This window comes from Janthinobacterium rivuli, assembly GCF_009208735.1.
In the GTDB taxonomy this organism is placed as follows: domain Bacteria; phylum Pseudomonadota; class Gammaproteobacteria; order Burkholderiales; family Burkholderiaceae_D; genus Janthinobacterium.
In genome coordinates, this window is the sequence record NZ_WFLJ01000002.1 from 90940 (window position 1) to 117054 (window position 26115).

Annotated in this window: 20 protein-coding genes and 1 pseudogene; 7 read left to right on the forward strand and 14 right to left on the reverse strand. The window is 63.5% G+C overall.

The annotated features are described in order from the left end of the window. Positions 1 to 95: 95 nt before the first annotated feature. From GCN78_RS02985 to GCN78_RS03005, 5 genes are all read right to left on the reverse strand, one after another. Entirely contained in the window at positions 96 to 827 is a 732-nt protein-coding gene (locus GCN78_RS02985; RefSeq protein WP_152250357.1) for a BON domain-containing protein, read from the reverse strand. A gap of 104 nt (positions 828 to 931) precedes the next feature. Next, complete coding sequence (locus GCN78_RS02990) at positions 932 to 1627, reverse strand: hypothetical protein (RefSeq protein ID WP_152250358.1); 696 nt, start codon at positions 1625 to 1627, stop codon at positions 932 to 934. 103 nt (positions 1628 to 1730) lie between these two features. Next, positions 1731 to 2699, reverse strand: a complete 969-nt coding sequence (locus tag GCN78_RS02995) for an IS1595 family transposase (protein ID WP_152250359.1) — start codon at positions 2697 to 2699, stop codon at positions 1731 to 1733. A 146-nt stretch (positions 2700 to 2845) separates the two neighbouring features. Next, positions 2846 to 4579, reverse strand: a complete 1734-nt coding sequence (locus GCN78_RS03000) for a dipeptidyl-peptidase 3 family protein (protein ID WP_152250360.1) — start codon at positions 4577 to 4579, stop codon at positions 2846 to 2848. 111 nt (positions 4580 to 4690) lie between these two features. Beyond that, positions 4691 to 5290 (reverse strand): short chain dehydrogenase, encoded by a 600-nt coding sequence (locus GCN78_RS03005; RefSeq protein WP_152250361.1) that lies wholly within the window; start codon positions 5288 to 5290, stop codon positions 4691 to 4693. A 113-nt stretch (positions 5291 to 5403) separates the two neighbouring features. Between GCN78_RS03005 and GCN78_RS03010 the strand changes: the two genes are divergently transcribed. Next, positions 5404 to 6321 (forward strand): LysR family transcriptional regulator, encoded by a 918-nt coding sequence (locus GCN78_RS03010; protein ID WP_152250362.1) that lies wholly within the window; start codon positions 5404 to 5406, stop codon positions 6319 to 6321. Positions 6322 to 6330: 9 nt separating this feature from the next. On the opposite strand, the gene GCN78_RS03015 is transcribed toward GCN78_RS03010, so the two are convergent. Genes GCN78_RS03015 through GCN78_RS03025 form a run of 3 tightly spaced genes read right to left on the reverse strand, consistent with a single transcriptional unit; the run spans position 6331 to position 10643 of the window. Then, entirely contained in the window at positions 6331 to 7794 is a 1464-nt protein-coding gene (locus GCN78_RS03015; RefSeq protein WP_226939432.1) for an efflux transporter outer membrane subunit, read from the reverse strand. Positions 7795 to 7844: 50 nt separating this feature from the next. Next, complete coding sequence (locus GCN78_RS03020) at positions 7845 to 9443, reverse strand: DHA2 family efflux MFS transporter permease subunit (protein WP_152250363.1); 1599 nt, start codon at positions 9441 to 9443, stop codon at positions 7845 to 7847. Between the two features lie 6 nt (positions 9444 to 9449). Further along, positions 9450 to 10643 (reverse strand): HlyD family secretion protein, encoded by a 1194-nt coding sequence (locus GCN78_RS03025; RefSeq protein WP_152250364.1) that lies wholly within the window; start codon positions 10641 to 10643, stop codon positions 9450 to 9452. Positions 10644 to 10787: 144 nt separating this feature from the next. On the opposite strand from GCN78_RS03025, the gene GCN78_RS03030 reads away from it, so the two are divergent. Further along, entirely contained in the window at positions 10788 to 11507 is a 720-nt protein-coding gene (locus tag GCN78_RS03030) for a TetR/AcrR family transcriptional regulator (RefSeq protein WP_152250365.1), read from the forward strand. A 23-nt stretch (positions 11508 to 11530) separates the two neighbouring features. On the opposite strand, the gene GCN78_RS03035 is transcribed toward GCN78_RS03030, so the two are convergent. From GCN78_RS03035 to aceE, 5 genes and pseudogenes are all read right to left on the reverse strand, one after another. Beyond that, on the reverse strand, positions 11531 to 12700 hold the full coding sequence (locus GCN78_RS03035) for a hypothetical protein (RefSeq protein WP_152250366.1): 1170 nt from the start codon (positions 12698 to 12700) through the stop codon (positions 11531 to 11533). Positions 12701 to 12961: 261 nt separating this feature from the next. Beyond that, positions 12962 to 13114: pseudogene (locus tag GCN78_RS29860) on the reverse strand (hypothetical protein); the annotation flags it as partial. A gap of 134 nt (positions 13115 to 13248) precedes the next feature. Then, positions 13249 to 15030, reverse strand: coding sequence for a dihydrolipoyl dehydrogenase (gene lpdA / locus GCN78_RS03045; RefSeq protein WP_152250367.1), 1782 nt, complete (start codon positions 15028 to 15030; stop codon positions 13249 to 13251). 10 nt (positions 15031 to 15040) lie between these two features. Beyond that, positions 15041 to 16702 (reverse strand): dihydrolipoyllysine-residue acetyltransferase, encoded by a 1662-nt coding sequence (gene aceF / locus GCN78_RS03050; RefSeq protein ID WP_152250368.1) that lies wholly within the window; start codon positions 16700 to 16702, stop codon positions 15041 to 15043. A 94-nt stretch (positions 16703 to 16796) separates the two neighbouring features. Then, complete coding sequence (gene aceE, locus GCN78_RS03055) at positions 16797 to 19493, reverse strand: pyruvate dehydrogenase (acetyl-transferring), homodimeric type (RefSeq protein WP_010400959.1); 2697 nt, start codon at positions 19491 to 19493, stop codon at positions 16797 to 16799. Between the two features lie 495 nt (positions 19494 to 19988). Here aceE and folD point away from each other — a divergent pair, with 495 nt between their 5' ends. From folD to GCN78_RS03080, 5 genes are all read left to right on the forward strand, one after another. Then, complete coding sequence (gene folD, locus GCN78_RS03060) at positions 19989 to 20834, forward strand: bifunctional methylenetetrahydrofolate dehydrogenase/methenyltetrahydrofolate cyclohydrolase FolD (RefSeq protein ID WP_152250369.1); 846 nt, start codon at positions 19989 to 19991, stop codon at positions 20832 to 20834. A gap of 47 nt (positions 20835 to 20881) precedes the next feature. Continuing rightward, positions 20882 to 22951 (forward strand): M3 family metallopeptidase, encoded by a 2070-nt coding sequence (locus tag GCN78_RS03065; protein WP_152250370.1) that lies wholly within the window; start codon positions 20882 to 20884, stop codon positions 22949 to 22951. Positions 22952 to 22956: 5 nt separating this feature from the next. After that, complete coding sequence (locus GCN78_RS03070) at positions 22957 to 23382, forward strand: DNA polymerase III subunit chi (protein ID WP_152250371.1); 426 nt, start codon at positions 22957 to 22959, stop codon at positions 23380 to 23382. Next, entirely contained in the window at positions 23379 to 23774 is a 396-nt protein-coding gene (locus tag GCN78_RS03075; RefSeq protein WP_152250372.1) for a hypothetical protein, read from the forward strand. Before GCN78_RS03070 ends, GCN78_RS03075 begins: the two co-directional genes overlap by 4 nt. A 290-nt stretch (positions 23775 to 24064) precedes the next feature. Then, positions 24065 to 25207, forward strand: a complete 1143-nt coding sequence (locus GCN78_RS03080; protein WP_152250373.1) for a branched-chain amino acid ABC transporter substrate-binding protein — start codon at positions 24065 to 24067, stop codon at positions 25205 to 25207. Here the strand turns inward: GCN78_RS03080 and GCN78_RS03085 are convergent. Beyond that, positions 25200 to 26105, reverse strand: coding sequence for a LysR family transcriptional regulator (locus GCN78_RS03085; RefSeq protein ID WP_152250374.1), 906 nt, complete (start codon positions 26103 to 26105; stop codon positions 25200 to 25202). The genes GCN78_RS03080 and GCN78_RS03085 overlap by 8 nt on opposite strands. Between the last annotated feature and the right edge of the window lie 10 nt (positions 26106 to 26115).

Sequence of the window (26115 nt, forward strand, 5' to 3'; positions counted from 1 at the left end):
CTGGCGGCAGTGACAAACAGCCAGGTTCCGCATGCGCGGACCTGGCTTTTTTCATGCAAGCAGGGCCTTTGCCGTGGCGGCAAAGGCCACCTGGCTTACTTCACCTTCAAGCCATTCTTCACGTCCTTCACGCCTTCCACGCCACGGGCCAGGTCGGCGGCTTTTTTCACTTGCGCCTGGGAAGGCACGAAGCCGCTGAGCATGACGACGCCATTCACGGTTTCCACGTGCACGTCGAGCGCCTTCAAGTCATTGTCCTTGACCAGGTCCGCCTTGATCTTGGTGGTGATGACGGAGTCGGCCACGGCCATCTTCGTGCTGCCGGCCGCATTGCGCGTCATGCAGGCGGCCTTGGCCGTCGCATCCATGGCGTCGCAGTTTTCCTTCGTCGTGGCAGGCGGATTTTGCGCGACGTTGGTGCCGGCCCTGGCGCCCGTGGTGGCGTCGGCCAGCGCGGCCGTTTTCGCCGCCTTGGCATCGTTCATGCACGTGGTTTTATCGGCGCCCGTGCGGTCGCCGCACTTGGCCTTGGCCAGGTCATACTCGGCATTGGCGACATCCTTGCGGGCCTTGCCCAGCTCGCGCGGCGTGTTGCGGTACTGGGCCACGGCGTCCGACTCGGCCTTGGCGCGCGCCACCTTCGCTTCTTCCACGCAGACTTTTTTCGCGTTGCCGCTGTGGCTGTCGCAGGCGGCCTTGGCCTGCTTGTAATCGGCCGTTGCCTTGTCCGTCAAATTCTTGTACGAGGCATCCTGTGCATACGCGGGCGTGGCGGCAAGCAGGGCGCTGGCACTGGCGGCCAGCATGAGTGCGATCATTTTGTTCATGATGGTTCCTCTCTGGTTAGTTGATGCCCAGATTAGACCCCTGCCGCGCGCAAAGCTCCGTGCGACAGCACACGCTGACGGTCCATCCGCGTACAAAATCATGTTTATTTGTCGCCGCTCAAGCCCTTCCCCCACAATACTTGCGCCTGTTCAAATGGTGAAGCGGAGTCAGCAAATGCACCCTCGCCTTCGGCCAGCGCCAGCCATGCCTGCGTGGCGTGGGAACTGCCTATACCGCCACCCGCCGCCTCGCCAGCCGCGCGCACGCCGCGCATCCAGGCCAGCACCTGCTGATATTGCCCGGGGTGGCGTGCATGCATCCACGCCAGGGCCACCAGGTCCGCATAGGCCTCTTCCCGGCGCGTCTCGCGCAGCTCCTGCGCCAGCGGTGTGAGCTTGCCCCGCTGCATGCTGCGCGGCTCGACAAAGCCGCGCGGCAAGGCATGCCAGTCGCCTTGCGCATAGCGCCGGCAATGGCCGATTTCATGCGCCGTCATCGCTTCGATCATGAGGCCGTCGCGCGCGGGCGGCACACCCTGCAGGACGGTATCGGCCATGGCATTGCCGCGCAAGGACAGCACCAGCTTGCAGCGCCCTGCCGCGTAGCCCAGCGCCAGCGGCACGGCGCCTGGCGCATCCTGCGGCTGCACGATGATGTCGATGGGCAAGCCCTGCGTGCGCGCGTAATCGATGACGGGTTTTCCCGCCTGCAGCCAGCGGCTTTCCAGATCGGTGAGCTGAGCATGCGCCATCGCAGGCGCGGCAATAAGCAAACTCAACAGCGAAAACAGTTTCAACATGGGATCAGCGGAAAGAAAGAATGTCACCACTGCAGAGTAAGCGGTGAAAATATTTCCACAAGAAAAAACTGGCAACTTTTCAGAAAAAAAGCCAAAAAAAAGGCTATGTCACCATCAAGTGTGGGAATGCTCCCAATGTTGCTTTCAATAACGTTTCGGGTGAGCGGATGCGTCTGGCGTCGAGTATCCAGCGCCATCCCAGGTAGTTTGGCAGGTAGCGCGTGGCCACGCCGTGAAACGGCCTTAACCATTCGCGCAGGCGGCTGTGATATGCATTGACGTTCTGCACATGCGCGGCGCCCTGCACACGGATGCCGGCGCGCAAGTTGACGGCCTGGTGGCTGATACCCGCCTCGCTGGCAAACGCCCGGTAGGCGGCATGGCCATCCGTGACCAGCAGGATATCCTTATCGATGACAGGCAACAAACAGCGGTGCAGTTGCGCCTTCGTCAACGCGCCTCTGCCCATGACGAAATCGAGGGTCTGGCCCGTGCGGTCGCGCGCCACCAGGATGCAGACTTGCTCGTTGGATATGCCGCGCCGTTGCGCATGGCCGCCGCGGCGGCGGGCCGGACGCGTCATCTGTCGCGCCCCTTTCTCCGATTCCAGCACGTATAACTCGTCAGCCTCGGCGATGCCATGCAGGCCATGCGGCCGGTCCGTTTTTGCCAACGATAAAAATCGGTGGCGCCAGCGAAACGTGGTGTTGCGGTGCACGCCCAATTGGCTGGCCGCCTGGCGTACCGACCGGGAATCGAGCAGGCAGTCGGCATAATCGAGCCACAACGCCTTATGGCGCAGGCGGGCCAGTGGCGTGCCCGTCAAGGCATTGAAAGTGCGCCCGCAAGGCACGCAGCGGTAGCGCTGCAGGCCGTGCGCATGGCCATGCCGATGCAGATGGGGCGAGTGGCAGGCGGGACAGGCCAAGCGCGGCTGCGCCACGCCCTCCAGCAGCGCGACGGTCGCGTCGAGTGGCGTGTTGCCATGCAGCAGGGCCATGCCCGCCTGCCGCTGGCGCCGGTTCAACTGCGCAAACTGCGCGATAAAGCTGATCCATTCGGCTGGCCGCATGATCTGCTCCCTGTGTGGGGGGTATGCGGAGTCAGACAGCACCGCCATGGGAAGATTCCGGCATTTCCCCTATTTTACGAGGACAGAGCCAAAAAAAAACCGATGCGCGGGGCACCGGTTTTCACACTGAGAATACGGCGTCAGATTTACTTCTTCGTCGCCTTGTCCAGCGCGCGGGCCGTGACGAATTCCGGGCGGATATCGTTGGGCACGGCCTTCATCTTGTCGAGCGCCACCTGCACTTCCGGGCGGATCACCACATACTTGGCCATCATCGCTTGCGCGCGCGCATAGTCGCCCGTCGCCTCGATGGTCAAGAATTCACGGTCCAGGTCGATCACGGCCTGCTTGATCTTGGCAAAATCGACGCCGAACTTGCCATCGCCCAGCGACACGAAACCGCCCTTGTCGAGGATGTAATTCATCTGGATGGCCATGCCGCGCGCATGCGAATCCGTCAGGCCGAAATGCAGGGTGCGGAAACCGGAGGCAAGAAAAGTGTTGTACAGCTTGCGCTCGGCCGCCTCGCCCTGGCCCAGGGTATCGTTGAGCTGTCCCTTGTCCATCATGTAGCGCAACGCGAACAGGCCCGTGATGTCGGCCTTGGCTTCTTCGATGGTCGAGTAGGCTTCCTTCAAGTCCTGGCGCGGCGTCGATGGCTTGCCGTCGACGGTGGTGGCGTGCGGGCCCAGGCCATGCATGATTTCATGCGCGAGGATGTGCGTGAAGAAGGAGTTGAAATCGACGTCCTGCTGCGCTTCGGGCGTGAGCACGAGTTTCGAGATCGGCGTCAGGGTGGCCTTGAACTTGGCTTCCTGCACGTTTTTCAGCATCACGCGCTTGGAGCCGCGCGCGCTGATGATGCGCTCGTCATTGGGCAGGTTGTAGGCGGCCGTCTGCACGGCCATGTTGCCGTCGCCGGCGCCGTACACCTGGTTGACCACCACCATCGGCGCCAGCGCGCCCACTTTCGGGTTGCGGTACTGGGCGTCGAGCGGCAGGTTGTCTTCCAGTTCCTGCATGTGCTTGGCGAAGAAGTTCAGTTTTTGCGTTTCCGCCTGGTCGCGGATGTTCACATAGGCTTCAAACGCGGCCTTGTAGCCGAACAGCTCGTCGTTATACGTCTCGTATGGGCCAATGGTGATGTCGACGGGCGAATCGAGGTCCATCCAGGCAAAGTCGGACGGTAAATAGTCGTTGTCGAGGAAAGCCTTGGCGCGCAGGGTCAAGAATTTCTTCAGCGATGCGTTGTCCGTGGCGGCGGCCGCCTCGTCGAGCAGCTTGGCCAATTGCTTGAGTTCCACCTTGTACTCGTCCGAGTAGTTGACCGTCTGGTATTTGCCATCCTTGCCCGCGCGGATGGTCGTGAAGAACCATTGCGCCTGCTGCTTGTCTTCTGGCGACAGGCCATTCATCCACGTTTCCAGGCTGGCCTTGGTAGCGCCCTGCGGATAGAAATTGCCCGCTTCCGGCTTGTGCGCGGGAATGGCGATGCCGGCATAGCTGGCCGGCATGAAGGACGCGTGCGCGTCGAGCACCGACCATGGGCCCTTGTTGATCCAGAAATAGTTCAAACGGGCCTGGCCCAGCTTGGATTTGTCCTTCTTCAAGGCGGCCCACAGCGCTTCATTGCCGGACCAGCGCTGGCGCAGCTGCAGCACGTCGACCAGCTTGGCCGCCTCGACCAGCTTGGCAATGGCCTGGCGGTCGCCTTTGGACAGGTGCGTAACGTCGGCCGTCAGCGCGACGGGCGCGTAGCGGGCGCTCATGGCGGTCAATTGCGCGGCGGTGGCCGGGGTGGTTGGTGCGGCGGCTGGCGTCGCGGCGCAGGCGCTGCCGACGGCGGCGGCCAGCAGCAGGGGAATCAGGATGTTTTTCATGGGGCCTCGGTGTATGGTTCACAGCAAGCAAGCGCCCCGCACCATCACGGCGCGGCCGCTTCCTTGTTCAGCCTGCGATTGTCCCACCTGCCCTATGGCATGGCAAGCGGCTTACCAGACCTTGTACACCTGCCCCGTCTGCGCCCCTTCCACGCTGCGGCTGTAAGCCAGGGCCACGCGGCTGGCGGCGGCCGGCTCGAAACCGTAGAAGAAGGGGCCATACGACTCCAGCGATTCGGCCAGCACCGTGGGGCTGACGACATTGATGCGCACGCCCCGCTGCAACTCGATGGCGGCGCCCCGCACGAAGCCTTCCACGGCCGCATTCGTCATGCTGGCGGCCGCGCCGAAGCGGATCGGCTGCTCGGCCACGATGCCGCTCGTGAGCGTGATCGAACCGCCGTCATTCAGGTATTCCTGCGCCACCAGCGCCACGTTGACCTGGCCCATCAGCTTGCTGTCCAGACCCAGCCGGAATTGCTCGGGCGTGAATTCGGCCAGGGGACCGAAATGCAGCTTGCCAGCCGTGACGACGACGGCGTCGACCTTGCCGATGCGCTTGAACAGGGCGCGCACTTGCCCGATGTCACCCATGTCGGCCTGGTGCGTGCCGCTGCGGCTGCCCACTTCGATGATTTCATGGCGTTGCGCCAGTTGGGCCGAAACGGCCGTGCCGATGGTGCCGCTGGCGCCGATGATGACGATTTTCATGATGCTTCCTTGTCTGGGGTTGAACGATGGAGCCAGTATGCGCCGCTTACAAAAAGGAATAAATACGCTAGAATTTACAAGATTACCAACCTACAGTTTGCAATCGAGACGCCATGGATAAATTGCGCAGCATGGAAATCTTTGTCGCCGTCGTCGATGCGGGCAGTTTCACGGCCGCCGCCGAGGCGTTCCAGATTTCGCCCGTGATGGTGGGCAAGCACATCAAGTACCTGGAAGAGCGGCTGGGCGCGCGGCTGCTGGCGCGCACGACACGGCGGCAAAGCCTGACGGAAATCGGCCAGCAGTACGTGGAACAGTGCCGCCAGATCCTGGCCAGCATCCATGCGGCCGAACGGGGCGCGGAAGCCATGCGCACGGCGCCGCGCGGCAAGCTGAAGATCACGGCGCCCGTGTCGTTCGGCAGCGAGTGCATCGCGCCGCTGCTGGCCGACTACCTCGATGCGTATCCGGAAGTGAGCCTGGAATTGAATCTGAACGACAGGACGGTGGACCTGGTGGAAGAAGGATTCGATGCGGCCATCCGCATCGGCAAGCTGGAAGATTCCGCCATGGTGGCGCGCGCGCTGCGGCCGTATGCGATGGTGATGTGCGCCGCGCCAGCCTACCTGGCCAGACACGGCACGCCGCGCACGCCGGCCGACCTGGCGCGCCACGAATGCCTCGATTTCATGCAGTGGACGCGCCATGTGCGCTGGCGCCTGGCCAGGAGCGGCGACGACGACGGCAGCCCCGTGCGCGAGAGCCGCTTCCGCTCGAACAACGGGCAAGCCTTGCGCGTGGCGGCCCTGCACGGCTTCGGCATCGTCATGCAGGCGGAAATCCTGATGGCTGGCGATATCGCCGCCGGCAGGCTGGTGCCGCTGCTGGCCGACTACGTGCCGGCGCCGCGCCCCATGCACCTCGTGTATGCGCGCGACCGCCAGCCCACGCCGAAGCTGACGACCTTCATCGACTTTCTGCTGGAACGCTACGGGCCGGCGGCGACACCGCCACCGGCCACGCTCACGTAATCATCGTACTTAATTGGCCTTCGCCAGCTTGGCCAGTTCGCCGTCCGGCTGCCAGCCGGCACCCAAAGACCTCGCCACGGCGACCGTCGCCAGCAGGCGCTGGGTCTTGATCTGCGCGGCGGCGCGGTCCGCCGCCAGCGAACTGCGCTGGGCATCCGTGACGTCCAGGTAGGTCGAGATGCCGCGCTCGTAGCGCGTGCGCGCCACCAGGTAGGCGCGCGCGGCGGCGGCCTGCGACAAGGCTTGCGCATCGCCCTGCAACTGGCGCTGCTCCACATCGGACAGCGCATCTTCCACTTCGCGCAAGGCCGTCAAGAGCTTCGTCTCGTGGTTCGCCACGGCTTCCGCATAGCGCGCCTTGCTCAAATCCAGGTTGGCCTGGTTGCGGCCGCCGTCGAAGATCGGCAGCGACAGGGCCAGCGGACCAAAACTGAACTGGCGCGAGCCGCCCTGCGCCAGGTCGCGCAGCTTTTCCGACGCATAGCCGAAATTGCCCGTCAATTGCAGCGTCGGATAAAACGCGCCTTCGGCCACGCCCACCTGCGCATTCGCCGCGCGCAGGTTCGCCACGCTGGAGACGAGGTCCGGACGGTGCGCCAGCAGGCTGGCCGGCAAGCCGACGGGAATGGCGGGCGGCAGCGGCAGGCTCGATGGCTGGGCGGCCACCGGCAATTGCAGCGCCGACGGCGGCTTGCCCGTCAAGGTGGCCAGGCTGTTTTCCAGCTGGTTGCGCTGGCGCTTGACTTCATGCAGGTCGGCTTGCGCGTTCGACAGTTCGACTTTCGCGCGCGCCAGGTCCAGCTCATTCGTCAAGCCCGCGTTGAAGCGCGCCTCGACCAGCTGCGCCGACTCGCGGCGCGTGTCCAGGGCACCGTTCAGGATCGCCAATTCCGCGTCCAGCCCGCGCAGCTGCCAGTAGTTGCTGGCCACCTGCGCCGACAGCATCAGCAGCACGCCGTCGCGGTCGGCCTGCGCCGCCAGCGCCTGCGCATCGGCCGCTTCGACCATGCGTTTGACGCGGCCCAGCAAGTCGACTTCATACGACAGCGAGCCGCCCACGGAAAAATTATTACCGCTGATCGAGCGGTTGCCCAGGGCCAGGCCCTGCGAGGTGTTGGCCGAGGTGCGCGAGTTCGAAATGCCCGTGCTGACGTTCACGCTCGGGCCCTGGTTGGCGCGCGCCGTGCCGCTCTGCGCCAATGCCTGCAGCAGGCGCTCGCCGGCCGCTTTCACGCCGGGATTGTCCTGCAGCGCGCTGCGTTCGAGGCGGTCCAGGGTGGCGTCGCCGTAGATGCGCCACCACTCTTTCGGCAGTTGCGCGGCATCGGCCGCGGCCGCGCCGTGGCGGAAGGATGCCTTGTCGATGCCGGCCACGTTCGCCGGGGCGATGAAATCCTGGCCCACGGTGCCGCAGGCGGCAAGCAGCACGGCCAACGAGGCGGCTGTGGCGATTTTGGTCATAACTGTGTTCATGATGTGTACCTTCTTGTTCTTGAGGTGCTGCACGTGCGGCCTGTGCGCGGTCAATGACCGCCGCCACCGCCACCAGGAGCTTTGAGTTTATCGGCCAGCCACAGGGGCACGATGCAGGCCAGCAGGATGGCGCCGACGAGGAAGAAGCCATCGTTGTAGGCCATCACATACGCTTCGCGGCGCACGATGCCGTCGATCGCCTGCAAGGCCTGGTTGCCGGCCGTGACGGCGTCATAGCCCTTGGCCATGAACGAGGACGTCAGCTGGTCGATGCGCAGCTGCGTGGCGCTGGAATACGCATTGATCGCCTCGCCCAGGCGCTGCGAGTGGAAGTGCTCGCGGGTACTCAGGGCCGTGGCCAGCAGGGCGATGCCGATCGAGCCGCCCAGGTTGCGCGTCATGTTGAACAGGCTCGAGGCCGACGCCATGTCCTTCGGCGCGATGCCCTTCATGGCGAAGTTCGACAGGGTCAGCATGACGAAGGGCTGGCCCAGCGCGCGCACCACCTGCGACCACAGCAGCTGGTCGTAGCCGGTGGACGCATCCATGTAGGCGTTCATCATGCACGAACCGCCGAACAGCAGCAGGCCGAACGAGCACAGGATGCGGTTGTCCACCACGGACGACAGCTTGGCGACAAACGGCATGATGAACAGCTGCGGCAAGCCCACCCACATGATGACTTCACCGATCTGCATCGGCGAGTAGCCGGCGATCTGGCCCAGGAACAGGGGCAGCAGGAAGGCCGAGCCATACAGGCCCATGCCCGTCACGGCCGACAGCACGGTGGCCACCAAAAAATTGCGCTGGCCGTACAGGGCCAGGTTGACGAAGGGCTCGGCGCGCGTGGCGCTGGTGACGACCCAGCCCAGGATGCCCGTCAAGGCCAGCGCGGCGAAGGCGATGATGAAACCGGAGTCGAACCAGTCCTTCGAGTTGCCCTCTTCCAGGAAGATGGTCAGGCAGCCCAGGCCCAGGGCCATGAAGAAGATGCCCAGCCAGTCGGCCTTCCAGAACAATTTGAGCTGCATCGGCTCCTTGTCCAGGCCATAGATCATGCCGGCGATCAGCAGCACGCCCGGCACCCAGTTGATGTAGAAGATCGAAGGCCAGCCATACAGCTCGGAGAGATAGCCGCCCAGGGTCGGGCCCATGGCCGGCGCCAGGGTGGCCGTGAGGCCGAAGATGGCCATGCCGACGGCGCGCTTCGAGGCCGGCAGCTTGAGCATCACCAGGGTGAACGCCATCGGGATCAGGGCGCCGCCCGTGAACCCCTGCAGCATGCGGAAGACGATCATGCTTTCCAGGTTCCAGGCCGCCCCGCACAGGGTGGAGAACAGCAGGAAGAAAGCGGTGGTGCCGATCATGTAGGTGCGCAGACCGAACACGCGCGCCAGCAGCGCGGTGAGGGGAATGACGATGATTTCCGCCACCAGGTAGGCCGTGGAAATCCACGAGCCCTCTTCCTGGGTGGCCGACAGCGAGCCAAGGATATCCTTGAGCGAGGAATTCGTGATCTGGATGTCGAGCACCGCCATGAAGGCGCCCAGCATGCCGGCGGCGACCGCCAGCCAGGTGCGCGCGGAGACTTTCTCGTCGATCACGGGAAACGCCGGCGGCTTCGCCAGCGTGGTGGAAGGGCTGCTCATGGAAGCTTAGCGGGCGGTGGTCTGGGCGGCTGGCGCGGCGGCGTGGCGCGGTGCCTCGGCCGACGCGGGCTGGTTCACTTCCACTTCGGCGATCACCGACATGCCCGGCACCAGGCGGCCATTCATGGCCTTGATGTCTTCCGGCTGGAAGACGATTTTCACCGGCACGCGCTGGACGATCTTGGTGAAGTTGCCGGTGGCGTTATCGGCTGGCAGCAGGGCGAATTGCGCGCCCGAGGCAGGCGCGAAGCTGTCCACGGTGCCCACCAGTTTCTTGCCCGGCATGGCGTCGATGCTCACGTGCACGCTCTGGCCGCGGTGCAGGTCGGCCAGTTGCGTTTCCTTGAAGTTGGCGGTGACCCAGACGTTGTCCTGCACGATGGCCGTCAATTGCTGGCCAGGCTGCACGCGCATGCCCGTTTCCACGTTGCGCTTGCCGATGCGGCCGGCGACGGGGGCGAGGATGCGGTTGTATTGCAGCTGCTGCTCCGCGTCCTTCAATTGCACGCGCAGCACGGCCACTTGCGCCTTGGCCACGTCACGCGCAGCTTGCGCCGCACCGATCTGCGCCTTGGCGGCGGAAGCGCTGTCGCGGCGGGCGGCCAGGTCGGCCACGGCGCTCGAGCGTGCCGCATTGGCGGCGTCCAGTTCCGCTTTCGAGACGGCTTTCATCTGGCTCGTGTACAGCTGGCCATAACGCTCCGCATCCTGTTTCGCGCGCAGCAGCTGGGCATCGGCTTGCGCCACTTGCGCCTGGGCGCCACTGGCTTGCGCCTGCACTTGCGCGATCTGCGCGTCCGCCTGCAGCACTTGCTGCTCGGCGCTGGCGATCTGCGCGGCGATCTGCTCGGTTTTCACGCGCTGGTCGAACGGGTCGAGTTCGGCGATCACGTCACCCTCTTTCACGATCTGATTGTCGTCGATGAAGACCTTGGTGACGACGCCGGAAATGCGCGCCGAGACGGGATGCACGTGGCCGGCCACATAGGCGTTTTCCGTTTCCACGAAATAGTGGCTGCGGTACCACATGCGCGCACCGGCGCCCAGCGCGACGAGGACGATCAGGCCGGCGATGATTTTCACGCGGTTGTTCGGTGGGGCGGAGCTGGCGGAAGCGGCGGGCGTGGAAGGTGCGGCAGGGGCCGCGGGTGGGACGGCACTCAGCACCTTGTGCTCTGCTTGGCCTGGCTGGTTGGACATACTCGCTCCGAAAATGAAATGATATAGGTTCATTATTGGGCAAAGAAAAGCCAAAGTCAAGAAATGAAACGATTGCATTTCATTTTAATTTGCACTACAGTGTGAGCCATCACTTACTTTTCCACTTATAAAGAGACCCAGACCATGTCCGATCCCGGCCTCAGCGATACCTTGCCTACCGATACAGAATCCGACGATGCCGCCCAGGAGCTTTCCTGCTGCGGCAAGCCAGCCGGCCGTCCGCGCGCGGCCGACATGGAAGCGCGCATGGACAATCTGCTGCACACGGCCGGCTGCCTGTTTCTCGAAAAAGGGTATGGAAAGGTGAGCCTGGAAATGATCGCCCGCGAAGCCCACGTGGCCGTGCGCACGATCTATGTGAAGTTTGGCGGCAAGTCGGGCTTGTTCAATGCCGTGGTGGAATTGCGCCGCGCCGCCTACTTCTCGACCATGCCGGCGCTGGAAACGGATATGCGGCCCCTGGCCACCATCCTGGGCGAGTTCGGCCTGCTGTTCGTGCAGCTCGTCACCATGCCGGCGGCGATCCGCCTGAATCGCATGGTGGTGGCCGAAGCGGCCACCCACCCGGAACTGGCGGAAACGTTTTACAAGGTGGGACCGGGGCAGACGCGCGAGATGCTGACCAAGTTTTTCAGCCGCCCCGACATCGCACCGCTGTTCCGCGCGGCGTTGACGCCCTCCATGCTGGCGTTGCACCTGCTCAATTGCCTGCTGGGCGACCAGATGTCGCGCCTGCTGTTCCCGCCACCGGCGCAACCGGACGTGGCGCAATTGCGCGCCAAGGTGGAGGTCAGTCTCGACCTGTTCCTGCGCGGCACCCTGCGCCAGCCGCTCGCGGACTGACGCGCGACGGCTGACCGCGCAAGTCAGGCAGGGCGGCTGCAGTCTTCCGGCAGCGCCGCTTCCGCATATTCTTCGTTCAAGCCCAGCGCGCACAGGAAAGGCTGGGCCGCCAAAGCGCCGTCAAAGGCAAGTGAAGACTCACTTCCGTCGTGGCGCTCCGGGCCATAGCGCATCAGATCGAACGAGGTTTCAAAGCGTTGCGCCAGGAAATACGTGCGGAAATAATCGAAGGAAAACGCCACCTGGCCATCGGCCCGCAGCAGCAAGCCATGCGCATACAACGGCGCCAGCCACTCCCCGGCTGCCATGTTCCAGCCCTTCACGCCGCAATAGTCGCTGGCAAAGCGCTCCAGCTCCGCCTCGCTGAGGAATACCGTCTTGGCTTCGAACATCACGAACGCCAGCTCCATCAGGAATTCGCGCGCATCGGCAGCCACGCCGGCGTCCACGCGCGGCTGCGCGCCCGCCGTGCCCAGCAAGCCGTCCAGATAAGCGCGCTCGTCCGCCAGCTGCGGCAGCAAGGTGGCAAACACATAGTCGGCATCCATCTGGCCCGTTTCCTGGCCATTCGGCGTGTACAGCACCGACAGGGCGAAGCTCTTGCTCACGTCATCGAACTCGCGCAGGGACACCGTCCACTGCGCGCCTGCCGCGCCGCCATCGGCCGCGCCTGTGCCGAACTCGAGCACGGCAAACGCCGCCATCTGGCCCTGCGCACCGTACAGGCTGCCGGGATTGCTCTTGAACAGGATGCCCAGCGACTTCATCAGCGAGCTGGCGTCGCCCGTATGCTGGTGGCCATGGAACACGGCGTGGATATTCTTGTAGTGCGCGCGCTGCTCGGCACTGGCGTGCTCATCGGCGGAGAAAAAGCTGAAGCCGGCATCGCCCAGCGCCGCCGCCGCGACACCCTGCGCGCGGCTGCCCGGCACCAGGTAGAAACGCGCGCCCGGCAGGCTGGCCGCCTGCAGCAAGGGTCGCAGGAAATATTCGTAGACGTACACGGGCGTCGTGCCGGCACAGGCGTCGGGCGCCACCAGCTGGCCCGTGAAGAAAATCGCATCGATCCTCTTGCCCGCCGCCAGGATAGCGGCCACATCCTGGTACAAGGCATGCAACATCACGGCTTGCTCTTGCTCGTCGGCCCGGCGCAAACGGACATCGGCAATATGAAGGGCGGTAAATTTTTTCATCGTTGCAAAACTCTCTCAGTACAGCGGAATTTGACCGTATCCCACGCTGGCAACATTCCTGGAAAAATCACACGCTTCTGTTGCAGCAAAAAAAAAGAACATGGTGACAGACCTCCATTCTGCCACTTTTTCCATACGGCAATACTCACCAATTTTCACATGAGGCCGATGCGCCACGCTTTACCATGCTAAAGGTCAAGGAAAATAAAAAAACCCGCAATCGCTTGCGGGTTTTTCATGTTGCAAGGTGCGCTTAAAACATCAGCGCTTGCGCGGTGGCGGCAAGTCCGTGCACACGCCTTCGTACACTTCAGCAGCCATCCCGATCGACTCGCCCAGGGTCGGGTGCGGGTGGATGGTCTTGCCGATGTCGGTGCCGTCGCAGCCCATTTCGATGGCCAGCGCGATTTCACCGCTTCATCGTTCACCTGTCACCCGCATGCGTGCCGACGATGCTGCTGCCGATGAGGTGTTTAATCGTCGTTGGACAATAAAAAACCCGCAATCGCTTGCGGGTTTTTGAGTACTACAACGTGTAGGCTAAACCATCAGCGCTTGCGCGGTGGCGGCAAGTCCGTGCACACGCCTTCGTACACTTCAGCAGCCATCCCGATCGACTCGCCCAGGGTCGGGTGCGGGTGGATGGTCTTGCCGATGTCGGTGCCGTCGCAGCCCATTTCGATGGCCAGCGCGATTTCGCCGATCATGTCGCCCGCATGCGTGCCGACGATGGTGCCGCCGATGATGCGGTGCGTTTCCGCGTCGAACAGCAGCTTGGTGAAGCCTTCGGCGCGGCCGTTGGCCACGGCGCGGCCCGAGGCGGCCCACGGGAAGTGGCCCTTCTCGACCTTGATGCCCTTGGCTTTCGCTTCGTCTTCCGTGATGCCGGCCCATGCCACTTCCGGGTCCGTGTAGGCGACCGACGGGATCACCTTGACGTCGAAGTGCGACTTCTGGCCAGCAGCCGCTTCGGCCGCCACGTGGGCTTCATGCACGGCCTTGTGCGCCAGCATCGGCTGGCCCACCAGGTCGCCGATGGCGAAGATGTTCGGCACGTTGGTGCGCATCTGGCTGTCGACGTTGATGAAACCGCGATCCGTCACTTGCACGCCGGCCTTGTCGGCGGCGATCTTCTTGCCGTTCGGGCTGCGACCTACGGCGACGAGCACCAGGTCGTAGACTTGCGGCGCCGGCGCCGTGGCGCCCGCTTCGGCCGCTTCGAACGTGACCTTGATGCCTTCCGGCAGTGCCTCGACGGCCACCGTCTTGGTCTTGGTCATGATGTTGTCGAAGCGTTTCTCGTTGAACTTCTGCCACACCTTGACGGCGTCGCGGTCCGCGCCCTGCATCAGGCCATCCATCATTTCGACCACGTCGATGCGCGCGCCAAACGTGGAATACACAGTCGCCATTTCCAGGCCGATGATGCCGCCGCCGATGACCAGCATGCGTTTCGGGATCTGGCGCAATTCCAGCGCGCCCGTCGAATCGACGATGCGCGGGTCTTCCGGCACGAAGGGCAGCTTTACCACGGACGAACCGGCGGCGATGATCGCCTGCTTGAACTGCACGACTTTTTTCGAGCCGTCGCCTGCCGTCACTTCGATATGGTTCGCGGACAGGAACTGGCCCACGCCCGTGACGACTTGCGTCTTGCGCGCCTTGGCCATGCCGGCCAGGCCGCCCGTCATGTTCGAGATCACGCCTTCCTTGTACTTGCGTACCTGGTCGATGTCGATCGTCGGCTTGGCGAACGTCACGCCCGTGTTGGACATGTGCGCCGTTTCATCGATGACGGAAGCGACGTGCAGCAGCGCCTTCGACGGGATGCAGCCCACGTTCAGGCACACGCCGCCCAGGGTGGCGTAGCGTTCGACGATGACCGTCGACATGCCCAGGTCGGCCGCGCGGAACGCCGCCGAATAGCCGCCGGGACCGCCGCCCAGGACCATCATGTCGACGTCGATGTCGACCTGGCCGCTGTAATTGCCGGCCGGGATGGCGGCGACGGGTGCCGCTGGTGCCGCAGCCGGAGCCGCAGCGGCTGCCGCAGGCGCAGGAGCGGCCGCAGGAGCGACAGCGGCCGCGCCTTCGGATGCTTCCACCACCAGCAGCGCGCTGCCTTCGGCGATCTTGTCGCCGACCTTGACCTTGACTTCCTTGACGACGCCGGCGTGGGTCGACGGAATCTCCATGCTGGCCTTGTCCGATTCAACCGTGATCAGCGACTGGTCCACCTTGATGGTGTCGCCCACCTTGACCATCAGTTCGATGACTTCGACTTCCTTGAAGTCGCCGATGTTCGGTACTTTTACCTCTACTGTGCTCATCAATCGCTCCTTACAGCAGAATTTTGCGCATGTCGGCCAGGACTTCGCCGAGGTACACGGAGAATCGCGCGCCCATCGCGCCATCGACCACGCGGTGGTCGTAGGACAGCGAGGTGCCCATCATCAAACGCGGCTGGAAGGCCTTGCCATCCCATACCGGCTTGATCGAGGCTTTCGACAGACCCAAAATGGCCACTTCCGGTGCATTGACGATAGGCGTGAAGTGCGTGCCGCCGATGCCGCCCAGGGACGAAATGGTGAAGCTGGCGCCCTGCATGTCGGCCGGTTTCAGCTTGCCTTCGCGCGCCTGCAGCGACAGTTCCGTCATTTCGCGGGCGATTTGCGAGACCGACTTCTGGTCCGCGCCCTTGATCACGGGGACCACCAGGCCGTTCGGCGTGTCGGCCGCGAAGCCGATGTTGTAGTACTGCTTGAGGATCAGGTTCTCGCCCTTGGCATCCAGAGAGGCGTTAAACGCGGGGAATTTCTTCAGCGCGGCGACGGAGGCCTTGATGACGAAGGCCAGCATGGTCAGCTTGGCCGCATCCTTGTTCTTCGCATTGGCCGCGTTGGTATCGACGCGGAACGCTTCCAGGTCCGTCACGTCCGCTTCGTCGAACTGCGTGACGTGCGGGATCATGACCCAGTTGCGGTGCAAGTTCGGACCCGAGATTTTCTTGATGCGCGACAGCGGCAGCAGTTCGGTCGTACCGAATTTGCTGAAGTCCAGCGACGGCCATGGCAGCAAGTCCAGACCCACGCCCGAACCGCCTTTGGCAGCGGCCGGCGCATTTGGCGCGGCGACGGCGCCTGACATCACGCCCTTGACGAAATTCTGCACGTCTTCCTGGGTGATGCGGCCCTTCGGACCGGAACCGCCAACCAGCGCCAGTTCCACGCCCAGTTCGCGCGCGAACTTGCGGATCGATGGCGACGCGTGCGCCAGCTTGCCGTTCACGGCAGGGGCGGCGGCAGGTGCGGCGGCAGGTGCGGCGGCGACCGGCGCCGAAGCGACGGCGGCGACTGGTGCGGCGGCGGCTTGCGCCGGCGCGGCGGCCGAGGCGGCAGCGGCAGGAGCGGCGGCGCCACCTGTCGTTTCCACCACCAGTACCAGACTACCCTTGGCAACCTTGTCGCCGACCTTGACCTTCAATTCCTTGACGATACCGGCATGGCTGGACGGGATTTCCATGCTGGCCTTGTCCGATTCGACCGTCAGCAGCGACTGGTCGACCTTGATGCTGTCGCCAACCTTGACCATCAGTTCGATGACTTCGACTTCCTTGAAGTCGCCGATATCGGGCACGGTCACGTCGACCAGAGCGGGCGCGCCGGCAGGGGTGGCAGGCGCTGGCGCGGCCGCGGCGGGAGCGGCTTCAGCGGCAGGTGCTGCAACCGGGGCGGCCGCGGCAGGCGCCGGCGCAGAGGCGTCGTCCGCCACTTCCAGCAGCAGGACCAGCGAACCTTCGGCGATCTTGTCGCCCACGTTGACTTTCAATTCCTTGACGACACCGGCGTGGCTCGATGGAATTTCCATGCTGGCCTTGTCCGATTCGACCGTGATCAGGGACTGGTCGACCTTGACCGTATCGCCTGGCTTGACCATCAGTTCAATGATCTCGACTTCCTTGAAATCGCCGATATCCGGGACTTTGACTTCCACAATGCTCATAGCTTGCTCCGTTATTTTATTTGTCAGATGGACCCGCACACACGCCAGGGCGGCACTTTCGCACCGCCCTGGCATCATCGGGTCCGCACAACGATTACTGGGTCACCGGATTCGGTTTGTTCGCGTCGATGCCGTACTTGGCGATCGCCTGCTCCACCACCGACACGTCGATCTTGCCTTCGTCAGCCAGCGATTTGAGCGCGGCCACGGTGACATAATAACGGTTCACTTCGAAGAACTCGCGCAGCTTGGCGCGGCTGTCCGAGCGGCCAAAGCCATCGGTACCGAGCACTTTGTAGGTGCGGCCCTTCGGCATGAAGGCGCGGATCTGTTCTGCAAACGCGCGCATGTAGTCGGTCGTGGCGACGATCGGGCCGTCCGTGTCCTGCATCAGCGACGTCACGTAAGGCACGCGCTGCTGTTTCGACGGGTTGACCATGTTCCAGCGTTCCGCATCCTGCCCATCGCGAGCCACCAGGGTCAGCGACGGCGCCGACCACACGTCCGCAGCCACGCCCCAGTCGTTTTGCAACAGTTCGGCGGCGAAGATCGATTCGCGCAGGATGGTGCCGCAGCCGATCAGTTGTACGCGCAGCTTGGCGTCAGCCTGGCCTTCCTGCAGCTTGTACATGCCTTTCAGGATGCCTTCTTCCTGGCCTGGCTTGATGCCTGGTTGGGCGTAGTTCTCGTTCATGATCGTGATGTAGTAGAACACATCTTCCTGGTTGGCGATCATGCGGCGCAGGCCGTCCTGGATGATGACGGCGACTTCATGGCTGAAGGTCGGATCGTACGGCATGCAGGTCGGGATGGTCGCGGCGAAGATATGGCTGTGGCCATCTTCGTGCTGCAAGCCTTCGCCGTTCAGCGTCGTGCGGCCGGCCGTGCCGCCCATCAGGAAGCCGCGGGCGCGCATGTCGGCCGAAGCCCATACCTGGTCGCCGATGCGCTGGAAGCCAAACATCGAGTAGAAGGTGTAGAACGGGATCATGATGCGGTCGTTGGTCGAATACGACGTCGCCGCGGCGATCCACGAGCTCATGCCGCCCGCTTCGTTGATGCCTTCTTGCAGGATCTGGCCCGCCTTGTCTTCGCGGTAGTACATGACCTGGTCCTTGTCGACCGGCTCGTACAACTGGCCTTTCGGGTTGTAGATGCCGATCTGGCGGAACAGGCCTTCCATGCCGAAGGTACGCGATTCATCGACCAGGATAGGCACGACGCGCTGGCCCAGGTTCGGGTCTTTCAGCAGGGTCGAGATGACGCGCACGAACGCTTGCGTGGTCGAGATTTCACGGCCTTCAGGCGTCGCTTCGAGCACGTTCTTGAACGCGTCCAGGCCAGGCACGGGCAGGGTTTCTTCCGACTTCTGGCGGCGCTGCGGCAGGTAGCCACCCAGGGCCTTGCGGCGCTCGTGCAGGTAGACCATTTCCGGCGCGTCGTCGGCAGGCTTGAAGAACGGGATGTCGGCCAGCTTGTCGTCAGGGATAGGCAGCGAGAAGCGGTCGCGCATTTCGCGGATGGCTTCGTCGTCGAGTTTTTTCGTCTGGTGCGCCGTGTTGCGCGCTTCCCCGGACTTGCCCATACCATAGCCCTTGATGGTTTTCACCAGCAGGACGGTCGGCTGGCCCTTGTGTTCCTGGGCGATCTTGAAGGCCGCGTAGATCTTGTGCGGATCGTGGCCGCCACGGGTCAGGCGCCAGATGTCGTCGTCCGTCATGTTGGCAACCATTTCCAGCAGCTTCGGATGCTTGCCGAAGAAGTGCTTGCGCACGTAGGCGCCATCTTTCGCTTTGTAGTTCTGGTATTCGCCGTCGACGGTTTCCATCATCACGCGCTGCAGGATGCCTTCCTTGTCCTGTGCCAGCAGGGCGTCCCAGCCCGGGCCCCAGATGACCTTGACGACGTTCCAGCCGGCGCCGCGGAATTCGCCTTCCAGTTCCTGGATGATCTTGGTGTTGCCGCGTACCGGGCCGTCCAGGCGCTGCAGGTTGCAGTTGACCACGATGACCAGGTTGTCGAGCATGTCGCGTGCGGCCAGGCCGATCGCGCCCAAGGACTCCGGCTCGTCCATCTCGCCATCGCCGCAGAAGGCCCATATCTTGCGGTTGTCGGTTTTCGCGATGCCGCGTGCGTGCAGGTATTTCAGGAAGCGCGCCTGGTAGATCGCCATGTGCGGGCCCAGGCCCATCGACACGGTCGGGAACTGCCAGAAGTCAGGCATCAATTTAGGATGCGGGTACGAGGACAGGCCCTTGCCGTCGACTTCCTTGCGGAAGTTCAGCATCTGCTCTTCCGTCAAACGGCCTTCCAGAAAGGCGCGCGCGTAGACGCCGGGCGAGGAGTGGCCCTGGATGTACAGCAGGTCGCCGCCGTGGTCGGCCGTTGGCGCGTGCCAGAAGTGGTTGAAACCGATGCCCAGCATGTTCGCCAGCGAAGCGAACGAGGACAGGTGGCCGCCCAGGTCGCCGTCGGCGCGGTTGGCCTTGACGACCATGGCCATGGCGTTCCAGCGCATCCACGAGCGCAGGCGCTCTTCGTACTCCAGGTTGCCGGGACAGTGTGCTTCTTGCTTGGTGGGGATGGTGTTGACGTAGGCGGTGGTGCTGGAGAACGGGATCTGGGCGCCACGGCGGCGGGCCAGGTCAACCATGCGCTCCATCAGGTAATGCGCGCGTTCCGGACCTTCATTTTCCAGCACGGCTTCGAGCGCGTCCAGCCACTCCTTGGTTTCCTGCATATCCGGGTCGGTGCCGATCTGTGTCGTTACCTGGTTCAGTTGAGCTGACATCTGTTGAGTCTCCTTTGTGAACGCCCCACCCCGATTTTCCGGATCGCTGTCGGACGGTATTTCGCTGATTATTTACTATTAAGTCGGTTTAGTGTGGGGATTCTAACAGCGTATTTACTATTTTTCAAATTACGATATAGCATTTCGCATTGTGAAACTGCCCTATGGAATTTATGCTGCAGTGCCGCAAATTCTGCCCGGAAATTAGGGTGATCAAAGTGCCAAAAACGGCGCCAAAAGAACCGCAGGCCCTTGCGCGCCCTAGGCCACCAGCACACCAGAAAAACGCATTAACGCCCCAGTCGTCGGCACAGGCATACCGGGCCAGGCGGGCCTGAAGAACGTCGAGGGCAAGGAGCTGCAACGCCGCCATCGGCATTTTCTCAGGCCTGCGTCTCTGGCCCGCTGTTGTGACGCCTTTGCATAGCCAAAACCGCCCCTTTGCGCCGCCCGGCTTTATAATCTGTCTTTTCCCTCCCACACAGCCTCCCTACCATGCCAGCACAACTGATCGACGGAATCGCCCTCTCCCAAAAACTGCGCAGCGAGATCGCCACGCGCGCCGCCGCCCTCACGGCCAAGGGCACCCAGCCCGGCCTGGCCGTGATCCTCGTCGGCGAAGACCCGGCCAGCCAGGTGTATGTCCGCAACAAGGTCAAGGCGTGCGGCGACGTGGGTTTCCACTCGGTGCTGGAAAAATATGAAGCGGACCTGTCCGAAGCGGACTTGCTGGCACGCATCGCCAGCCTGAACACGGATCCCGCCATCCACGGCATCCTCGTGCAAATGCCCTTGCCCAAGCACATCAACCCGCACAAGGTCATCGAAGCGATCGCCACGACGAAAGACGTGGACGGCTATTCGGTGCTGAGCGCCGGCGAACTGATGACGGGCTTGCCCGGCTTCCGCCCGTGCACGCCGTATGGCTGCATGAAGTTGATCGAAAGCACGGGCGTGGACTTGCGCGGCAAGCACGCCGTCGTCATCGGCCGCAGCAACACCGTCGGCAAGCCGATGGCCCTGTTGCTCTTGCAAGCGAATGCCACCGTCACCATCTGCCATAGTGCGACCCCGGATCTGGGCCTGTACACGCGCCAGGCGGACGTGGTCGTGGCCGCCGTCGGTCGCCGCAACACCCTGACGGCCGACATGGTCAAGCCGGGCGCCATCGTCATCGACGTGGGCATGAACCGCGACGATGAAGGCAAGCTGTGCGGCGACGTGGATTTTGCTGGAGTGAAAGAAGTCGCCTCCCACATCACGCCCGTGCCTGGCGGCGTGGGCCCGATGACGATCACCATGTTGCTGATGAATACCGTCGAGGCCGCAGAGCGAGTGTAACAACACCGGGGCGGCATGACCGCCCCTCTTACTATATGGAACCGACGATGAACACCAATCCCCTGCTTGATTTTTCCGGCCTGCCACGCTTCGACGCGATCACGCACGAGCATGTCACGCCTGCCATCGATACCCTGCTGGCCCAGGCGCGCGCCACAGTGGCGCAGCTGGAAGCGCCCATGGAAGTAGTGAGCTGGGAAAACTTCGTCGCGCCACAGGACCAGATCGCCGAAACCCTGGGCCGGGCCTGGAGCATCGTCAACCACCTCAACAGCGTGGTCGACACGCCGGAACTGCGCGCCGCCTACAATGCCAACCAGCCCAAGGTGACGGAATTCTGGACCGAACTGGGCCAGAACGACATCCTCTTCGGCAAATACAAGCAGCTGCAAGCGAGCCCCGCTTTCGCCAGCCTGTCGCCGGCGCGCCGGCGCATCGTCGACAATGCCGTGCGCGACTTCCGCCTGGGCGGCGCCGAGTTGCCCGAAGACAAGAAAGAGCGCTTCGGCGCCATCCAGGAAGAACATGCGGCCGTCTCGACGCGCTTTTCCGAAAACGTGCTCGACGCCACGAATGACTACAAATTACTGGTCGAGAAGGAAAGCGACCTGGCCGGTCTGCCCGACGACGTGAAGGCCGCCGCGCGCGCCGCCGCCGACAAGGCCGGCAAGCAGGGCTATGAATTCTCGCTGCACTTCCCCTCGTATTACCCGATCCTGCAATTTGCCGACAATCGCGCGCTGCGCGAAACCATCTACCGCGCCAACGCCACCAAGGCGTCGGACCAGGGCGACGTCTTCAGCAAGAAGGACGAGTGGGACAACACGCAGAACATCGTGACCCTGTTGCGACTGCGCAACGAAGAGGCGCAACTGCTCGGCTACGCCAATTTCGCCGAAGTGTCGCTGGTCTCCAAGATGGCCACCTCGCCCGCGCAAGTCATCACTTTCCTGGAAGACCTGGCCAAACGCGCGCGCCCGTTCGCCGAGAAAGACCTGGCCGAACTCAAACAATTCGCCCGGGAAGAACTGGGTATCGCCGAACTGCAAGCGTGGGACGTGCCGTACGCTTCCGAAAAGCTGCAGGAACGCCGCTACGCGTTCTCGGCCCAGGAAGTCAAACAGTATTTCCCTGAACACAAGGTGATCGACGGCCTGTTCCGCCAGATCCAGAACCTGTTCAACGTCGAGATCAAGCTCGACGCGGCGCCCGTCTGGCACAAGGACGTGCGCTTCTACCGCATCGAGCGCGACGGCCAGCTGGTCGGCCAGTTCTACCTGGACCTGTATGCGCGCGCGGGCAAGAGCGGCGGCGCCTGGATGGACGACGCACGCGGCCGCCGCGCCGATGCGCAACACGTGCAAACGCCGATCGCTTATCTCACCTGCAACTTCACGGAACCGGCCGTGGTCGACGGCCAAGCCCAGCCTGCCCTGTTCACGCACGATGAAGTGATCACCCTGTTCCACGAATTCGGCCACGGTCTGCACCACATGTTGACGGTGGTCGACGAGCTGGGCGTGTCGGGTATCGCCGGCGTCGAATGGGATGCCGTGGAACTGCCGTCGCAATTCATGGAAAACTTCTGCTGGGAATGGGAAGTGCTCGAACACATGACGGCGCACGCCGTCACGGGCGCGCCGCTGCCGCGCGCGCTGTACGACAAGATGCTGGCCGCCAAGAATTTCCAGTCCGGCCTGCAAACCCTGCGCCAGGTGGAATTTTCCCTGCTCGACATGCATTTGCACTATGACTACGACGCCGGCACTGGCCAGAGCGTGCAGCAGCTGATCGACGGCGTGCGCGCCAAGTTCGCGCTGATCATCCCGCCCGCCTTCAACCGCTTCCAGAATTCTTTTGGACATATCTTTGCCGGCGGCTACGCGGCCGGCTACTACAGCTACAAATGGGCCGAGGTGCTGTCCGCCGACGCCTATGCGGCGTTCGAGGAAGCCCGCGCGCTGGGGCCGGCCGCCACCACGGCGGCGGGCAAGCGTTACCTGCAAGAAATCCTGTCCGTCGGCGGCTCGCGTCCCGCGCTCGAATCGTTCACGGCCTTCCGCGGCCGCGAACCGTCGATCGACGCCCTGCTGCGCCACAGCGGCATGGCAGCCTGACCGCCATGAGCCGCGTCGATTTTCACAGCAACGTGCCGGACAAGCTGGCCTACGCCTGCCGCCTGGCGCGCAAGGCCTACATGGCAGGCAACAAGGTGGTCGTCCTGGTGCAAGATGGCGCCCAGCTCGACGCCTTGAACAGCGCCATGTGGACCATTTCCGCCACGGATTTCCTGCCGCACGTGCTGGCCGGCGACCCGCTGGCGGGGCAAACGCCCATCATCCTGACCGATGACGCGGCAGCCGAGCTGCCGCACCACGACATCCTCGTCAACCTGTCGCAGCTGCCGCCCGCCAATTACGCGCAATTCCAGCGCGTGTTCGAGATCGTCTCCATGGATGAGCAAGATGCGCAGGCGGGCCGCCAGCGCTTCCTGCACTACCGCCAGCAGAACGTGCAGCCGACCCACTTCGTGGCAGGTAAAACATGAGCCAGCAGCCATTCGACCCGGGCATTCCCCTGCTGACGGAGGTGCTGCTGGGGCCGGACGTGACGGAGCCAGTCGCGCCAGCTGCGGCCGCGCCTGCCGTCGAGACAACGCCGGCATTGCCACCGAGCATAGCTCAACCCGACTGGGACGTCATCGAAGCACGCCTGACCCAGCGCATCCTGCACCAGGTGCAGGGCAAGATCGACCACCTGCTGGAAGAACGCATCGCCCACGTGCTGCAGACGGCCCTGCAAAACGCCCTGATCGGCATGCGCGGCGCCCTGCGCGAAGACTTGCAGCAATCGCTGGAACAGATTGTGGCGCATGCGGTCAGCCATGAGTTGGGACATTTGCATCCTCCTGCACAGCAATCAAGCCACTCTTACCCCTAACAGCGAATTGCCGGGGTCGGACCCTGAGGGTCCGACCCCAGTCCTTGCCGCTGGGTTAATGTCAGCATTCCCCCTACACCTTTCCCCCTCGCAACGCCATTCTTTGGTGCGCTCGCGCCTGCAAAATCGGTGCATCGCGCCTCACTTTGGTGATTGTTGCGACAAAATGCAAAAAGCCCCAAAAGCGGCTTTGCGCCGCCTGTTTTTTGTTGTACCTTGCTTCACACGTACCGCCTGTCGAAGCGGTTTTCACGAGACGCCGCCGTATCTTTATCCATTGGAGAATGTTTATGCTGCTCAAGACCAAAGTCCTTCCTCTCGCCGTCGCCCTCGCCTTTGCCGGCCATGCGGGCGCACAGGAAATCATCAAGATAGGCCACGTCGCCCCGGTCTCTGGCGCCAGCTCCCACCTGGGCAAGGATAACGAGAACGCGGCCAAGATGGCCATCGAAGACTTGAACGCCAAAGGCTTCAAGATCGACGGCAAAGCCGTGAAATTCGTGCTGGTGCCCGAAGATGACGCGGCCGATCCCAAGCAGGGCACGGCCGTGGCGCAAAAGCTCGTCGACGCCAAGGTCAACGGCGTCGTCGGCCACCTGAACTCGGGCACGACGATTCCCGCCTCGCGCATTTACTTCAATGCCGGCATTCCGCAGATTTCGCCGGCCGCCACCAACCCGACGTACACCCAGCAAAAATTCAACACGGCCTTCCGCGTCGTCGCCAATGACAACAAGCTGGGCGGAACGTTGGGCGCGTATGCCGTGGGCAAGCTGCAGGCGAAGAAAATCGCCGTCATCGATGACCGCACGGCCTACGGCCAGGGCGTGGCGGAACAGTTCGTCAAGGGCGCCAAGAAGGCGGCGCCAGGCGTGCAAATCGTCGGCAAGGAATTTACGAATGCCAACGCTACCGACTTCAATGCCATCCTGACCAGCATCAAGTCGAAAAATCCCGACCTGATCTTCTTTGGCGGCATGGATTCCGTGGGCGGCCCCATGCTGCGCCAGATGAAGGCGCTGGGCATCAAGGCCAAGTTCATGGGCGGCGACGGCCTGTGCACGGAGCCGCTGGGCAAGCTGGCGGGCGACGCCGTGGGCGAGGACATGGTCACCTGCGCGGAAGCGGGCGGCGTGACGGGCGCGCAGCAAAAAGGCATGGACGATTTCCGCGCCCGCTACAAGCAAAAGTACAACATGGAAGTGCAGCTGTACGCGCCATACGTGTACGACGCCGTGATGACCATGGCCACCGCCATGGCCGATGCCAAATCGTCGAAACCGTCCGTCTACCTGCCGTTCCTGGCCAAGGTGCACTACCAGGGTGTGACGGGCCCGATTGCGTTCGACGCCAACGGCGACATCAAGGATGGCGCGCTGACCTTGTTTACATATCGCGACGGCAAGAAGACCAAGATGGAAGTCGTCAAATAAGCGGCTGGCTGGCAACGTAATCGCGTAATCCTTCGGCCAGCGCGTCGAAGGTGGCGCGGCAGCGCAGGCTGCCGCGCAAGTCTGCATGCATGGTGACCCATGTTGCCATCGGCAGCGTAAACGCTTGCGGCAACACGCGCCGCAAGGACGGATCGCGCGCCGCCAGCCCCGCCTGGCACACGCCGATGCCGGCGCCCGCGCGGATCAGGGCCAGTTGCGCCAGGTCGCTGTCGCTGCGCCAGGCAAAGTTGTCCCGCGAAAAACCCTGGAAGGCGGCGCCCGCGTTGCGCACGAACGGGCTCGCCTCGTCGTAACCGATGACGGCATGCCGTGCCAGGTCGGCCAAGTCCAGCGGCGTGCCATGGCGCGCCAGGTAATCCGCGTGCGCATGCAGGCCAAGTTCGATATCGCCCACCTTGCGCGCCACCAGCTGCTCCTGGCGCGGACGCAGCATGCGCACGGCGATGTCCGCCTCCCGGCGCAGCAAATCCTGCACCTTGTTGCTCAATACCAATTCAATGGTCAAGCCAGGGTGCCGCGCGCGCAGCCGGGCCAGGATAGTCGGCAGCACTTCCACGCCCACCACTTCGCTGGCCGCGATGCGCACGACGCCGGTCACGCCCTGCCCCTGGCTGCTGGCGGCGCGCTCCATCAGGGCGGCAGTGTGCTCCATGGTTTCCGCATGTGGCCGCAACGCCAGCGCCACTTCCGTGGGGAGCAAGCCCAGCTGGGAGCGCGTAAACAGGGTCGCGCCCAGCGCCTGTTCCAGCGCGGCGATATGCCGGCCGACGGTAGGTTGCGTGATGCCCAGCGCGCGGGCGGCGCCGGACAGGGAGCCGTGCTGCAGCACGGCCAGCAGCGAACGGTAGTATTCCCAGGCGATGGATGTGGCGGTCATACATAAATGT

Coding starts and splice junctions, on each gene's coding strand:
- GCN78_RS03080 (WP_152250373.1), top strand. CDS start 24,065: ATGCTGCTCAAGACCAAAGTCCTTCCTCTCGCCGTCGCCCTCGCCTTT.
- GCN78_RS03025 (WP_152250364.1), bottom strand. CDS start 10,643: ATGTCCAACCAGCCAGGCCAAGCAGAGCACAAGGTGCTGAGTGCCGTC.
- GCN78_RS03010 (WP_152250362.1), top strand. CDS start 5,404: ATGGATAAATTGCGCAGCATGGAAATCTTTGTCGCCGTCGTCGATGCG.
- aceE (WP_010400959.1), bottom strand. CDS start 19,493: ATGTCAGCTCAACTGAACCAGGTAACGACACAGATCGGCACCGACCCG.
- aceF (WP_152250368.1), bottom strand. CDS start 16,702: ATGAGCATTGTGGAAGTCAAAGTCCCGGATATCGGCGATTTCAAGGAA.
- GCN78_RS03030 (WP_152250365.1), top strand. CDS start 10,788: ATGTCCGATCCCGGCCTCAGCGATACCTTGCCTACCGATACAGAATCC.
- GCN78_RS03070 (WP_152250371.1), top strand. CDS start 22,957: ATGAGCCGCGTCGATTTTCACAGCAACGTGCCGGACAAGCTGGCCTAC.
- GCN78_RS03065 (WP_152250370.1), top strand. CDS start 20,882: ATGAACACCAATCCCCTGCTTGATTTTTCCGGCCTGCCACGCTTCGAC.
- GCN78_RS03075 (WP_152250372.1), top strand. CDS start 23,379: ATGAGCCAGCAGCCATTCGACCCGGGCATTCCCCTGCTGACGGAGGTG.
- GCN78_RS02995 (WP_152250359.1), bottom strand. CDS start 2,699: ATGCGGCCAGCCGAATGGATCAGCTTTATCGCGCAGTTTGCGCAGTTG.
- GCN78_RS03035 (WP_152250366.1), bottom strand. CDS start 12,700: ATGAAAAAATTTACCGCCCTTCATATTGCCGATGTCCGTTTGCGCCGG.
- GCN78_RS03000 (WP_152250360.1), bottom strand. CDS start 4,579: ATGAAAAACATCCTGATTCCCCTGCTGCTGGCCGCCGCCGTCGGCAGC.
- GCN78_RS03015 (WP_226939432.1), bottom strand. CDS start 7,794: ATGAACACAGTTATGACCAAAATCGCCACAGCCGCCTCGTTGGCCGTG.
- GCN78_RS03085 (WP_152250374.1), bottom strand. CDS start 26,105: ATGACCGCCACATCCATCGCCTGGGAATACTACCGTTCGCTGCTGGCC.
- GCN78_RS02990 (WP_152250358.1), bottom strand. CDS start 1,627: ATGTTGAAACTGTTTTCGCTGTTGAGTTTGCTTATTGCCGCGCCTGCG.
- lpdA (WP_152250367.1), bottom strand. CDS start 15,030: ATGAGCACAGTAGAGGTAAAAGTACCGAACATCGGCGACTTCAAGGAA.
- GCN78_RS02985 (WP_152250357.1), bottom strand. CDS start 827: ATGAACAAAATGATCGCACTCATGCTGGCCGCCAGTGCCAGCGCCCTG.
- GCN78_RS03020 (WP_152250363.1), bottom strand. CDS start 9,443: ATGAGCAGCCCTTCCACCACGCTGGCGAAGCCGCCGGCGTTTCCCGTG.
- folD (WP_152250369.1), top strand. CDS start 19,989: ATGCCAGCACAACTGATCGACGGAATCGCCCTCTCCCAAAAACTGCGC.
- GCN78_RS03005 (WP_152250361.1), bottom strand. CDS start 5,290: ATGAAAATCGTCATCATCGGCGCCAGCGGCACCATCGGCACGGCCGTT.